This window comes from Flavobacterium frigidum (assembly GCF_048286735.1).
In the GTDB taxonomy this organism is placed as follows: Bacteria; Bacteroidota; Bacteroidia; order Flavobacteriales; family Flavobacteriaceae; genus Flavobacterium.
In genome coordinates, this window is record NZ_JBLVPU010000023.1 from 1 (window position 1) to 12372 (window position 12372).

Sequence of the window (12372 nt, forward strand, 5' to 3'; positions counted from 1 at the left end):
TTATTATAATAATGACAGAAGTAAGTCTAATTTAAACAAAATGAGCCCGATACAATATCGAGCTCATTATTATCAAAATTAATTATAAATTTGTCCAAACTTTTGGGTTCAGTCTAGAGAATGTTCGGCTTTTGTCGGGGTGGCAGTGTTTATTCCGAAAACGGAAATTCGAACCTGTGGCCTTCCCGATTTGCAATCGGGACGTGATAACCAATGCCTATTTTGAAATTAATGCTTCTATTTTAGCTTTACTTTTCCACTATTTTATTTCCTACTCGCGTGCAATTGCTAAAGATTTTTGGTCAAATAATTCAGAATAAACGACTTCCCAATCTTTGGCTCTTGCTGTAAATCCTTTATGAGCACTCAAATGACGTCGCAATCTTTCTTCTACAATCATAGAAGTAGAACCTACATAATAGATTTCGTGAGTTTTCGAAAATAGGATGTAAACGTAAAACATTGCTTTTAAAAATAAAAAAAGCCGAACGAGAATGTTCGGCTTTTGTCGGGGTGGCAGTGTTTATTCCGAAAACGGAAATTCGAATCTGCGGCCTTCCCGATTTGCAATCGGGACGCGATAACCATTGCCTATTTTGAAATTAATGCTTCTAATTTAACTTTACTTTTCCACTTTTTTATTTCCTGCTCGCGTGCAATTGCTAAAGATTTTTGGTCAAATAATTCAGAATAAACGATTTCCCAATCTTTGGCTCTTGCTGTAAATCCTTTATGAGCACTCAAATGACGTCGCAATCTTTCTTCTATAACCATGGAAGTAGAACCTATATAATACATGTCTCGTGATTTCGAAAATAGGATGCAGACGTAAAACATAGTTTTTTAAAATAAAAAAAGCCGAACGAGAATGTTCGGCTTTTGTCGGGGTGGCAGGATTCGAACCTGCGGCCTCCTGCTCCCAAAGCAGGCGCGATAACCGAGCTACGCTACACCCCGAAAGCGGGTGCAAATATACAATTCTTTTTAGCTTATGCAAAACAATTTGAAAAATAAGAATACTAATTAAATTGCAATTGCTACAACTTTTAAAAAAGCACCAAAAACCTTTGTACAGCGAACTCTTTTTAGCCAAGATGGGAGCGAAAAGCTTTGCAGCATCACTGCTTTATTTTCTAGAACTAAAAGAGCGACTGAAAGAAGCTCCTTTTAGGGCTTTAGAAAATAAAGCAGTGATGCAAAAACTTGTAGCGTACAGCTGGATAAGCTCCTAGAAAGCAAAATTTAATTTAAAAATGACCTTACACAATATCCGACTAATCAAGCTTTAACGAATGTTAACAAAATAGATTTTTAGAAACCATAAATAATTGTATTTTTACGGTTCAAAATTTAGAAAATAAATGGGCAAAATCATCGCGATTGCTAATCAAAAAGGAGGAGTAGGAAAGACCACAACATCAGTTAATCTTGCTGCTTCACTAGGGGTTTTAGAAAAAAAAGTATTACTTATTGATGCTGATCCGCAGGCAAATGCTTCTTCAGGATTGGGGATTGATGTTGAATCTGTTGAAATAGGTACGTATCAAATTTTAGAACACAGTCACACTCCGAAAGAGGCCATTGTAAAATGTTCTGCACCAAATGTGGATGTTATTCCATCACATATTGACCTTGTCGCTATTGAAATCGAATTAGTCGATAAAGAAAATAGAGAATACATGCTAAAAAAAGCATTAGAAAGTATTAAAGATGAGTACGATTACATCATTATTGATTGCGCTCCGTCACTTGGATTACTTACCCTGAATGCGCTGACTGCAGCTGACTCAGTGGTAATTCCTATTCAATGTGAGTATTTCGCTCTGGAAGGTTTAGGTAAATTATTGAATACTATAAAAAGTATCCAGAAAATTCACAATCCAGATTTAGATATTGAAGGACTTTTGTTAACCATGTTTGATTCTAGATTGCGTTTGTCTAATCAAGTAGTTGAGGAGGTTCAAAAACACTTCAACGATATGGTTTTTGATACAATTATTCAAAGAAATGTGAAACTGAGCGAGGCTCCAAGTTTTGGAGAAAGTATAATAAACTACGATGCGACTAGCAAAGGAGCAATTAACTACTTGCATCTTGCCCAAGAAATAATTAAGAAAAATAGCAAATAGTTTTATGGCACAAGCAATTAAAAAACAAGCCTTAGGAAGAGGATTATCTGCATTATTGAAAGATCCAGAAAACGATATCAAATCCGTAGACGACAAAAATGCTGATAAAGTTGTAGGAAATATTATTGAGCTTGAAATTACTGCAATTGAGATAAATCCGTTTCAACCTAGAAGCAATTTCAATGAAGAATCGTTACGAGAATTAGCTACATCGATTAAAGAATTAGGGGTTATTCAACCCATTACAGTTCGTAAATTAGACTTTAATAAATACCAATTAATTTCGGGAGAACGCCGTCTTCGTGCCTCTACTTTGGTTGGCTTGACGACTGTTCCTGCTTATATTCGTATTGCAAATGATAACGAGTCACTTGTCATGGCATTGGTGGAAAACATCCAGCGTCATGATTTAGATCCCATTGAAATAGCGCTTTCATACCAACGATTGATTGACGAAATTCAATTGACACAAGAGCAGATGAGTGAGCGTGTAGGAAAAAAGCGCTCTACAATTGCGAATTACTTAAGACTTTTGAAACTAGATCCAATCATCCAAACTGGTATTCGCGATGGATTCATTAGCATGGGTCATGGACGCGCCATCATTAATATCGAAGACCAAGAGGTACAAACTGATATTTATCAAAAAATTGTTAGTCAAAATTTATCCGTTCGCGATACGGAAACACTTGTAAAAAACTACCAAGAAAGTTTAAAACCTAAGCCTGCAGGCAAACCAAAAGTAGCTTCATTTGAAATAGCAGAGGCTCAAAAAAATACTTTTACGAACTACTTTGGCACCAAAGTCGAAGTAAAAGTAGTTGGAAATGGCAAAGGGAAAATCACTATTCCATTTCATTCTGAAGAGGATTTCAACAGAATTATTAAATTAATAAACGAATAGTGCATAAAATAATTTTCATAGGTCTCTTCCTTTTTGTAATTGGAAATACTGTTGTTTGTGCTCAAACAGAGCCAGCAAAACTTGTAGTTAAAGACACTTTGAAATCAAAAGATATTGATCCGTTAACTCCTGCAAAGGCAGCATTTTACTCTGCCGTTTTACCTGGCTTGGGTCAAGCTTACAATAAAAAATATTGGAAAATTCCTCTTGTTTACGGCGCCTTGGGAACTAGTATCTATTTTTATATTGACAATAATAAAAAATACCATCAATATCGAGACGCATATAAAAGCAGACTTGAAGGATATACCACCGATGATTTAGCTTTTTTAGATAACAATCGATTGATTGCCGGACAAAAATTTTATCAACGAAATCGAGATTTATCAGCCTTAGTCACTTTAGCATTTTATGCTCTGAATATCATAGATGCTAATGTCGATGCCGCTTTAATACAATTCAATGTGGATGAAAACTTATCAATACGACCCGTTCTTTATCCTAATGATGTAACATTAAAGACGAATGTAGGACTAACTTTTAATTATAATTTTTAGAGCAAAAGCAATTCGATGCTTTATTGTCTAAAATTGGAACTATAACATACAATCAAATGAAAATTGCGCTTTTAGGATACGGTAAAATGGGTCAGGTAATTGAGCGAATTGCACTGGAAAGAGGGCATGAAATCGTTTTGAAAAAAGATGAGAATAACACTTTTGAAGGCCTCTCAAATGCTGATGTAGCCATTGATTTTAGTGTTCCAACTGCTGCGGTAATTAATATTTCTAGTTGTTTTCATGCCAATGTTCCCGTTATTTCTGGAACTACAGGCTGGTTAGATCATTACGATGAAATGGTAGCGCTATGCAAGGAAAAGAATGGCGGTTTTATTTCTAGTTCTAACTTTAGTTTAGGAGTGAATGTTTTCTTTGAGCTTAATGCGTATTTGGCAAAAATGATGTCTAAATTCAAAAATTACTCTGTGACAATGGAGGAAATTCACCATACTCAAAAACTTGATGCTCCAAGTGGTACCGCAATTTCATTAGCCGAAGGTGTTATCCAAAATAGTTTATACACCAATTGGACATTAGAAAAACCAATGACAACCGACCCGAGCGACAGCGAACAGGGTAAACAAATTCAAATCGAAGCAAAAAGAATAGGTACAGTTCCCGGAACCCACACGGTAACTTATAATTCTGAAGTAGATGCTATCGAAATCAAGCATACTGCACACAATCGCGAAGGATTCGCTTTAGGTGCCGTAATTGCAGCTGAATGGATTGTAGGCAAACAAGGTGTTTTTACAATGAAAAATGTATTAGAATTAGATGCATAAACTTTCATATCGATAGATTTTTAGAAATCATAAACCGTTCAAATTTTAGAAAAAACAAATAACTCGTTAATCAAATAAACATATTATGTCAATATATCAATGGTTTGTATTCTTTCTGCTGGTGCAAATAGTTCATTTTTTAGGAACATGGAAATTATATGAAAGTGCCGGAAGAAAACGTTGGGAAGCTGCAATTCCCGTATATAATGCAATAGTTTTGATGAAAATAATAGGTCGACCAACCTGGTGGACAATTTTACTTTTTATCCCTATTATTAATCTCATTATGTTTCCTGTAATTTGGGTAGAAACACTACGTAGTTTTGGAAAACGTTCAGGATTAGATACTTTTTTAGTACTAATAACTTTGGGATTTTATATTTATTACTTGAATTATGCTCAAAAATTAGAATACGTAACAGATAGAAGTTTAGTACCTCACAACAAAACTGCTGATACTGTTAGTTCATTACTTTTTGCAATAGTAGTAGCAACAATAGTTCATACCTATTTCATACAACCCTTTACCATTCCTACTTCTTCCTTGGAAAAATCATTACTAGTAGGTGACTTTTTATTTGTAAGTAAGATGAATTATGGCGCCAGAGTTCCTATGACTACTGTTGCTTTGCCTATGGTTCATGACTCTATTCCTTTGACAAAAAACAAATCTTACTTGACTTGGCCTCAATTGCCTTATATGAGACTGCCTGGAATTCAGAATATTGATCGTTCTGACATTGTTGTTTTTAACTGGCCAGTAGATACAGTTCATTACTTTTTTGAACCAAAAGGAATCCCTGGCGTTATTAAACCGATCGATAAAGAATCAAATTATGTCAAACGTTGTGTTGGCGTTCCTGGGGATAATCTATATATTAAAAATGGAATTGTTTATATTGATGGAAAAGAATTGAAATTGTCTGAAAGAGCCCAACCTCAATTTTCATATACTGCTAAGATTCGTGCTTCAGAAAAAATCGATTACCAAACTTTATTTTCAGAATTAAACGATTATAATAGAGATGCGGGCGGCTTTACGGACAAAGAAAGCTTGTTCTTTCCTGCACTTACAGATAAGAAGGCTTTAAAATTAAAAAGTATTTCAGGAGTTTATGATGTACAAAAAATAGTAGATTCAGTAAACACTCGTTTCTCTTATGAATTTACATACAGTGATAAAATTGAGGATGATGGATTTCTAAATATGATTTCCAGACTTAAAGAATCGAAACAGTTTTATATCAGGGAAATAGCTGGAAATAGAATTCTAATTGCAAACCTGCCTAAAGATATTGTTGAAATACTAAAACAACAAAAATCTGTTATTAATGTTAAGGAGACCTATGATATTTTCCCTCATAGTGGTGATAATCAAAAGAATTGGACAAGAGACAATTTTGGTCCAATTTATATTCCCGAAGAGGGAAAAACAGTTGCTTTAAACTTGAAAACACTTCCTTTTTACGAAAGAATCATTACAACATATGAAAAAGACAATAATGGTAATGCTAATAAACTTACAGTAACTGGAAATGAAATAAGCCTAAACGGAAAAGTAGTTAATGAGTACACTTTTAAACAAGATTACTATTGGATGATGGGTGACAACCGTCACAACTCAGAAGACAGTCGCTATTGGGGATTTGTACCTGCTGACCATATTGTGGGGAAACCTATATTTGTCTGGTTGAGTATTAAAGGAATCAATGATGGAATTAAAAACTGGAGTATTCGTTGGGATCGAGTTTTTACAACGGTTAGCGGCGACGGACAACCACAATCCTATTTAAAATACTTTCTATTTGCTTTAGCAGCATTTTTCATAGGAGAATATTTTTGGAAAAAAAGAAAATTAGCTAAACAATAGTCAAAAGTTTTGAATGTCAGAAGTCATAAAGTCTATAGCCAATATAGCTTTATGACTTTTTACATTAAAATAATAATACATTACAACAAATATGAATATTCTCCTTCACCCAACTTACTTTCCATCAATTAGCCATTTTGCTGCCATGGTACAATCAGAAAGCATCACCTTTGAAGTTGCCGATAATTTTCAGAAACAAACCAACCGCAACCGAGCTTATATTTATAGTCCAAATGGCATTCAGTTATTAAACATTCCTGTAAAGCATTCGAAAGAAAGTCATCCAAAAACGAAAGATATTAAAATTGAAACCGATTTTGATTGGCAAAAGCAACATTTCAAATCACTGGAAGCAGCTTATAGAAGTTCTCCTTTTTTTGAATTTTTTGAAGACGATATCAGACCTACCTTCGAAAAAAAACATACCTTTTTACTAGACTTGAATTTTGAAGTTTTAGAAATTATTTCCCACTGTTTTCGAATCAAACTAGATTTTAAAACTACAACAACATACATTCCAGAGGTTGATCCCACTATTATTATGGATTTTCGAACTTTAGTAAACGGAAAAAAAGATACTTCTTCTTTTGAAAGTTACACACAGGTTTTTGATGACAAACATGGTTTTATCAACAATTTAAGTGTGTTAGATTTGCTGTTTAACGAAGGGAAATACGCTATGGATTATTTAAAAAATCAACGCCTTAATATCAAATAAAAAAAAGATTTGTGATCACTCCAGAGACAATCTGGCCATAATAGGAAAATGGTCTGAATTTATGAATTGTGGGAAGTTTTCAAATTTTTTCACTTTCATTTTTTCATCAGCAAAGATGTAATCAATTCTAGCTGGATAATATCGGAACTTATAGGTTTCTCCAAATCCTTTACCAGCCTCTTCAAAGCTATCTTTCAACTTCCCTTTGATACTGCGGTATACATACGAATACGCACTGTTATTCATATCTCCACAAATAATCATAGGATAGATACATTTTATTTTATGCTCTTTAAAAATCTCTGCCTGCTGCTGCTGCTGCTTGAATGCTTTGCTTATACGTCTAAATAAAACTTGCGATTTCTGCTGATTCATAGCATCAATATTTTCGTCAATTTCATTCACATCAGGTGATATTTTAATGGATTGGATGTGCATGTTGTACACTCTGATTATGTCTTTTCCTTTCTTGACATCGGCAAAAACAACGTTGTTACTAGAATTTGGGAAAATGATATTTCCTTGGTCAATAATTGGGAATTTAGAAAAAATAGCTTGACCCGTTTTAATTTGGTTGCCGTCTGTAAAAATATATCGGTGCGGATACACTTTCAAATCAATATTTGCTGATGACGAGTACTCCTGAATACACAAAATATCAGGATTCTTATCATTAATAAAGGTGAGAATATCAACAGGAACATCGTCTCTTTCTATCCATTTAAACACATTAAAAAGACGAACATTATAACTCATTACCGTAAAATCCTTTTCGGCTATTGGAAGTTCAAGAGAAGAGAATTTATAAAATTTATTTATAAAAGTAATCCCAATTAGTAACACCAAACCCGAAACAATTAATTGCTTTTTAAGTTGAAATGCCCAATAGACAAAAAACAACCCATTAAATATGAAAAAAACCGGCATAAATAGCGTCAATACGGACAAAAGCGGGAAAGATTTGGGAGCCAAAAAAGGCAAAACATAGGCAATAAAGGTCACTATAGTCAGCACTATATTCAAAAAAAACATTCCTTTATTAAACCATGAAAGATTCCTCATTTTCTCTATTTTTTAAATTAAAGCATTCAAAACTTTCGTATTATTATTTACCTACTTTAAATAAGAATTCTTTTTCTTCACTACTCAAACTATCATAACCAGATTGGCTAATTTTGTCCAAAATCTCATCAATTTGTTGCTGTGATTTATCTTTTGTAACGATTTTTGAAACTGACTTTACCTCTGGCCGGCTGTAATTTTTGTGAACTTTTTTGAAAGGTGTTGACGGATTTTTTTGGAACAAATTAGTAAAAAAATCAATAAAGCGAGATACAGCAGTACTTAAATCAGTTCCATTCTGAAGCAATTTAATAAAAATAAATCCAAACAGAGCTCCAGCTAGATGAGAAATGTGTCCGCCCATATTTTCAGATCGCAGTTGCATCAAATCGATAACAACGATAATAGCGGTAACATGCCATAACTTGACATTTCCAATGATCAATAACCGCAGATCCATCAACGGATAATAGGTTGTTGTAGCAACTAAAATAGCCATAATAGCTGCTGATGCTCCCACAATAGGTGCATTTATATTCAGCAAATAAAAGATCAGAACATAACTAATCCCTGCAAAAATAGCGCTTAATACATACAGCCCAAACAATTGCTTGGATGTAAAATAGGTCATAAACAATCTGCCTGAAAAATTTAGAACAATCATATTAAAAACGATGTGCATGATGCCGCTATGAAAAAAAGAATACGAAAGCAACGACCATGGTTTCCATAATAATAGCGCTCCATTAGATGATAAACTCACATAATTAAGGTAATCAATATTGATACCCAACAAAGATAAAAGTGCAAAAAACAACCAGGGTATCACAAACAAAGCCACATTCCAAAAGATTAGCCGAGTCACTATTCCTCCTATCTTGTATTGTACTTTCAAGTCATCAATAATATTCATATATTTTTAATATTTGGTAGCCGATTTAAATTGTCTAAAAAAACTATTTTATTTTAATTCCATCGGTTTTGATTGAACTGATTTTTCTTCCAATACCACATAATAATAAAACCAAACAAAGCACCACCAACGTGAGCAAAATGGGCTATTCCTCCACCTCCAAAAATAGATTTTCCAGAAATACCTAAATACAAATCAACTAATACTAAGCCGGGTACAAAATATTTTGCTTTTATCGGTACAGGAATAAACATCAAAGCCAATTCTGCATTAGGAAACATAAAAGCAAATGCTACAATTATCCCATAAATAGCTCCCGATGCACCAACTGCGGTACCCGCAAAAGCACTAGTAAAGTTTTGAAAATCTCCAGCTGCTATAAATTGCTGCCATCTTGTATCAATTTTACCCTCGTTCAATAATTGTACAATATCTTGTTTAGGAAATCCATTAGCGATTAGCGTATTCAAGCCCTCTTGAAAATAGTAATAATTAACAGCCGTATGCAACAAAGCTGCGCCTAATCCGCAGGAAATATAGAAAAATAAAAATTTCTTACTTCCCCAGATTTGTTCTAATGCTGAGCCAAAAGAGTACAACGCAAACATATTGAAAAAAATATGCATAAAACCCCCATGCATGAACATGTGTGTAATAGGTTGCCACAATTGAAAGTCTTTATTTTCAGGAAAATATAGGGCTAATATTTTATAGGCCACATCACCTATTACCAGTGTACCTACAAAAAAAAGTAAATTTATAATTATTAATTGTTTTACAGTTTCAGTTACGTTTCTCATAATGCAAATTTTTTATCTAAATCTTCAACACGCATCGTGATGAAAGTGGGTTTATGAAATGGAGATACATTGGGGTCTTTACAAGCAAAAAGTCCGTTAACCAAGTTCTCTTGTTCTTTTTCGGTTAAGTGTGTTCCTGTTTTTACCGCTAAACTTTTGGCCATAGATTTGGCAATCGTATCGTTCTGACTAAAACTACTCTCCGGAATACCATCATGCAAATCGCTTAGTAACTGTTCTAGTACAATAGAAACTTCACTCTCGGTAACATTTACTGGAATTCCAGAAATCACAATATGGTCTGAATTATTTTCTTCAAAAACAAAACCGGTATTCATCAACGACAGTTGCAACTCTCCGATCAGTTCCATTTCACTTGACGAAAAAAACAGATTCAAAGGAAATAACAGCTGCTGGCTAGATGCTTGATTCACAGTCATATTTACTAAAAACTGCTCATACAAAACCCGTTGATGCGCCCGTTGCTGATCTACAATTACCATTCCTGATTTGATCGACGAAACAATGTATTTTTTATGAATTTGATACGTTTTATGAACAGAATGCTCAACTTCTTCGTCATTAAATAAAGAGGAAGTCACTTCTTCATTTTCAAAAGTCATCTGTCCTATTTCATCCGAATCTTGTTTTAAACCTACGTATAAACTTTCCCAATTAGATGTTGGCTCTGGTTTTCTATAACTGGAAAATTGCTTACTGGGTTTATCCTCAGCAAAAGGATTGAAATTACCATCTACCTGAATTGTTGGCGTAGCACCTTCTAAATCTTTATAATGATATGGTGTGTCCAGATTAGCATCGCGGTCAAAATCTAAAACGGGAGCTACATTAAACTGTCCCAAGCTGTGCTTTATAGAAGCTCTTAAAATAGCGTAAAGAGCGTGTTCATCATCAAACTTTATCTCCGTTTTAGTAGGATGAATGTTGATATCAATAGTATTGGGAGGCACCAATAAATATAAAAAATAACTGGGCTGTGCTCCGTCTTTCAAGATTCCGTCATAGGCAGCCATAACCGCATGATGCAAATAACCACTTTTAATAAAACGATCATTGACAAAGAAAAACTGTTCGCCACGATTTTTCTTTGCAAATTCTGGTTTGCTTACAAATCCCTGAATGGCAACTATTTCTGTTTCTTCCTGAACAGGTACTAATTTTTCATTGGTTTTGCCCGTAAAAATAGTAACAATACGTTGGCGTAAAGTTGAAGGAGGCAAATTGAACATTTCACTGCCATTGTGGTAAAAGGTGAAATGTATTTGTGGGTGAGCCAAAGCTACACGTTGAAATTCATCGATAATATGGCGGTATTCCACCGTATCCGACTTTAAGAAATTACGCCGCGCTGGAATATTAAAAAATAAATTTTTGACAGCAAATGAAGTTCCTTTAGGCAAAACAGCAACGTCTTGAGATACAAATTTACTACCTTCAATGATAATATGGGTTCCAAGTTCTTCTTGTTCTTGCTTAGTTTTCATTTCTACATGAGCTATGGCAGCAATAGAGGCTAAAGCTTCTCCACGAAACCCTTTGGTATGCAACGAAAACAAATCTTCGGCTTGACGAATCTTGGAAGTGGCATGGCGTTCAAAACACAAACGCGCATCAGTAACATTCATTCCCAAACCATTATCAATTACTTGCACTAAGGCTTTTCCAGCATCTTTAATAATTAATTTAATATCCGTCGCTCGTGCATCAACTGCATTTTCAAGCAACTCTTTGACCACTGAAGCAGGTCTTTGAACCACTTCACCAGCAGCAATTTGATTGGCAACATGATCAGGAAGTAATTGTATTATACTCGACATTAAAAAATTTAGGTTTAAAGTTTAAGGTTTAAAGTTTTTTAAAACCAAGAAATACAAATTTAATGAATTTCTATTTGGAATAATAGCTTAATCATTTTAAAAAAAACAAAAAACCTATACTGTTTTAGATAACAGTATAGGTTCATTAAGTAGTATGTTTAAAACTATTCTTTCAATTCTAAAGGCCCAGCCTCATCCAACTGGAGTGCTCCAGCAGACAGTAAGTGTTGATTATCAACTTGATGAGACAAAGAAGCTTGTTGACGAATATAAGCCATTTTTATAGCGGCAATTGCGGCCTCAGTTCCTTTATTTCCATGAATTCCTCCACTTCTATCAATAGATTGTTGCATGGTATTATCTGTTAAAACACAAAAAATAACTGGAATATCCGTTTGAACATTCAAGTCTTTTATGCCTTGCGCTACGCCTTCACATACAAAATCAAAATGTTTGGTTTGTCCTTGAATGACGCATCCAATAGCGATTACAGCATCTACGTTTTGTGTTTGCAACATTTTCTTGGAACCGTAAATCAACTCAAAACTTCCCGGAACATTCCAACGAATAATATGCTGAGCAGGAACTTGGTTATCTAAAAGGGCTTCAAAGGCGCCTTTAAACAGACCTTCTGTTATGGAATCATTCCATTCTGAAACAACAATCCCAAAGCGAAAATTTTTTGCGTTTGGGATTGAATTTTTATCGTAATCGGATAAGTTTTTATTTTCGGTAGCCATTTGCTTTTAGTATTTTGATTATAGAATTTTGATTTCAGATCTTAAAGATAGCA

14 protein-coding genes and 1 tRNA gene are annotated in these 12372 nt (G+C 34.2%); 7 read left to right on the forward strand and 8 right to left on the reverse strand.

Annotated features, from left to right (window positions below; all coding sequences use genetic code 11):
* Positions 1-271 precede the first annotated feature (271 nt).
* The 3 genes from ACNQGO_RS12905 to ACNQGO_RS12915 form a co-directional block, all read right to left on the reverse strand.
* A complete protein-coding gene (locus tag ACNQGO_RS12905; RefSeq protein WP_417948165.1) occupies positions 272-463 on the reverse strand; it encodes a GIY-YIG nuclease family protein in 192 nt (63 codons plus the stop codon).
* Positions 464-591: 128 nt separating this feature from the next.
* Positions 592-837 (reverse strand): GIY-YIG nuclease family protein, encoded by a 246-nt coding sequence (locus tag ACNQGO_RS12910; protein ID WP_417985511.1) that lies wholly within the window; start codon positions 835-837, stop codon positions 592-594.
* 45 nt (positions 838-882) lie between these two features.
* Positions 883-957 (reverse strand) — tRNA-Pro (locus ACNQGO_RS12915).
* Between the two features lie 77 nt (positions 958-1034).
* Here ACNQGO_RS12915 and ACNQGO_RS12920 point away from each other — a divergent pair.
* From ACNQGO_RS12920 to ACNQGO_RS12950, 7 genes are all read left to right on the forward strand, one after another.
* Positions 1035-1232 carry a hypothetical protein gene (locus ACNQGO_RS12920; RefSeq protein WP_417985512.1) on the forward strand — a complete coding sequence of 66 codons (198 nt, stop codon included), beginning with the start codon at positions 1035-1037 and terminating at the stop codon, positions 1230-1232.
* Positions 1233-1361: 129 nt separating this feature from the next.
* The gene (locus ACNQGO_RS12925) at positions 1362-2129 is read left to right on the forward strand and encodes a ParA family protein (protein WP_309759200.1); all 768 of its coding nucleotides are present in this window, start codon (positions 1362-1364) and stop codon (positions 2127-2129) included.
* A 4-nt stretch (positions 2130-2133) separates the two neighbouring features.
* The gene (locus ACNQGO_RS12930; RefSeq protein ID WP_417985513.1) at positions 2134-3033 is read left to right on the forward strand and encodes a ParB/RepB/Spo0J family partition protein; all 900 of its coding nucleotides are present in this window, start codon (positions 2134-2136) and stop codon (positions 3031-3033) included.
* Positions 3033-3590 carry a DUF5683 domain-containing protein gene (locus tag ACNQGO_RS12935; protein WP_417985514.1) on the forward strand — a complete coding sequence of 186 codons (558 nt, stop codon included), beginning with the start codon at positions 3033-3035 and terminating at the stop codon, positions 3588-3590. Before ACNQGO_RS12930 ends, ACNQGO_RS12935 begins: the two co-directional genes overlap by 1 nt.
* Positions 3591-3646: 56 nt before the next feature.
* Positions 3647-4378, forward strand: coding sequence for a 4-hydroxy-tetrahydrodipicolinate reductase (gene dapB / locus ACNQGO_RS12940; RefSeq protein WP_417985515.1), 732 nt, complete (start codon positions 3647-3649; stop codon positions 4376-4378).
* A gap of 85 nt (positions 4379-4463) precedes the next feature.
* The gene (lepB, locus tag ACNQGO_RS12945) at positions 4464-6248 is read left to right on the forward strand and encodes a signal peptidase I (RefSeq protein WP_417978872.1); all 1785 of its coding nucleotides are present in this window, start codon (positions 4464-4466) and stop codon (positions 6246-6248) included.
* Between the two features lie 91 nt (positions 6249-6339).
* Positions 6340-6966 (forward strand): WbqC family protein, encoded by a 627-nt coding sequence (locus tag ACNQGO_RS12950; RefSeq protein ID WP_417978873.1) that lies wholly within the window; start codon positions 6340-6342, stop codon positions 6964-6966.
* 15 nt (positions 6967-6981) lie between these two features.
* Here ACNQGO_RS12950 and ACNQGO_RS12955 read toward each other — a convergent pair whose 3' ends face one another.
* The 5 genes from ACNQGO_RS12955 to ribH form a co-directional block, all read right to left on the reverse strand.
* A complete protein-coding gene (locus ACNQGO_RS12955) occupies positions 6982-8028 on the reverse strand; it encodes an endonuclease/exonuclease/phosphatase family protein (RefSeq protein WP_417985516.1) in 1047 nt (348 codons plus the stop codon).
* A 43-nt stretch (positions 8029-8071) separates the two neighbouring features.
* Positions 8072-8941 (reverse strand): rhomboid family intramembrane serine protease, encoded by an 870-nt coding sequence (locus tag ACNQGO_RS12960; RefSeq protein ID WP_417985517.1) that lies wholly within the window; start codon positions 8939-8941, stop codon positions 8072-8074.
* Between the two features lie 53 nt (positions 8942-8994).
* Positions 8995-9741, reverse strand: a complete 747-nt coding sequence (locus ACNQGO_RS12965) for a rhomboid family intramembrane serine protease (RefSeq protein WP_417985518.1) — start codon at positions 9739-9741, stop codon at positions 8995-8997.
* Positions 9738-11579, reverse strand: coding sequence for a DNA mismatch repair endonuclease MutL (gene mutL / locus ACNQGO_RS12970; RefSeq protein WP_417985519.1), 1842 nt, complete (start codon positions 11577-11579; stop codon positions 9738-9740). Before mutL ends, ACNQGO_RS12965 begins: the two co-directional genes overlap by 4 nt.
* A gap of 164 nt (positions 11580-11743) precedes the next feature.
* Entirely contained in the window at positions 11744-12319 is a 576-nt protein-coding gene (gene ribH / locus ACNQGO_RS12975; protein ID WP_417985520.1) for a 6,7-dimethyl-8-ribityllumazine synthase, read from the reverse strand.
* Positions 12320-12372 lie beyond the last annotated feature (53 nt).

What these genes read in the sequence shown, in the direction of transcription:
- ACNQGO_RS12925 (WP_309759200.1), top strand. Translation starts at nt 1,362, where the DNA reads ATGGGCAAAATCATCGCGATTGCTAATCAAAAAGGAGGAGTAGGAAAG.
- ACNQGO_RS12910 (WP_417985511.1), bottom strand. Translation starts at nt 837, where the DNA reads ATGTTTTACGTCTGCATCCTATTTTCGAAATCACGAGACATGTATTAT.
- ACNQGO_RS12955 (WP_417985516.1), bottom strand. Translation starts at nt 8,028, where the DNA reads ATGAGGAATCTTTCATGGTTTAATAAAGGAATGTTTTTTTTGAATATA.
- lepB (WP_417978872.1), top strand. Translation starts at nt 4,464, where the DNA reads ATGTCAATATATCAATGGTTTGTATTCTTTCTGCTGGTGCAAATAGTT.
- mutL (WP_417985519.1), bottom strand. Translation starts at nt 11,579, where the DNA reads ATGTCGAGTATAATACAATTACTTCCTGATCATGTTGCCAATCAAATT.
- ACNQGO_RS12965 (WP_417985518.1), bottom strand. Translation starts at nt 9,741, where the DNA reads ATGAGAAACGTAACTGAAACTGTAAAACAATTAATAATTATAAATTTA.
- dapB (WP_417985515.1), top strand. Translation starts at nt 3,647, where the DNA reads ATGAAAATTGCGCTTTTAGGATACGGTAAAATGGGTCAGGTAATTGAG.
- ACNQGO_RS12950 (WP_417978873.1), top strand. Translation starts at nt 6,340, where the DNA reads ATGAATATTCTCCTTCACCCAACTTACTTTCCATCAATTAGCCATTTT.
- ribH (WP_417985520.1), bottom strand. Translation starts at nt 12,319, where the DNA reads ATGGCTACCGAAAATAAAAACTTATCCGATTACGATAAAAATTCAATC.
- ACNQGO_RS12960 (WP_417985517.1), bottom strand. Translation starts at nt 8,941, where the DNA reads ATGAATATTATTGATGACTTGAAAGTACAATACAAGATAGGAGGAATA.
- ACNQGO_RS12905 (WP_417948165.1), bottom strand. Translation starts at nt 463, where the DNA reads ATGTTTTACGTTTACATCCTATTTTCGAAAACTCACGAAATCTATTAT.
- ACNQGO_RS12930 (WP_417985513.1), top strand. Translation starts at nt 2,134, where the DNA reads ATGGCACAAGCAATTAAAAAACAAGCCTTAGGAAGAGGATTATCTGCA.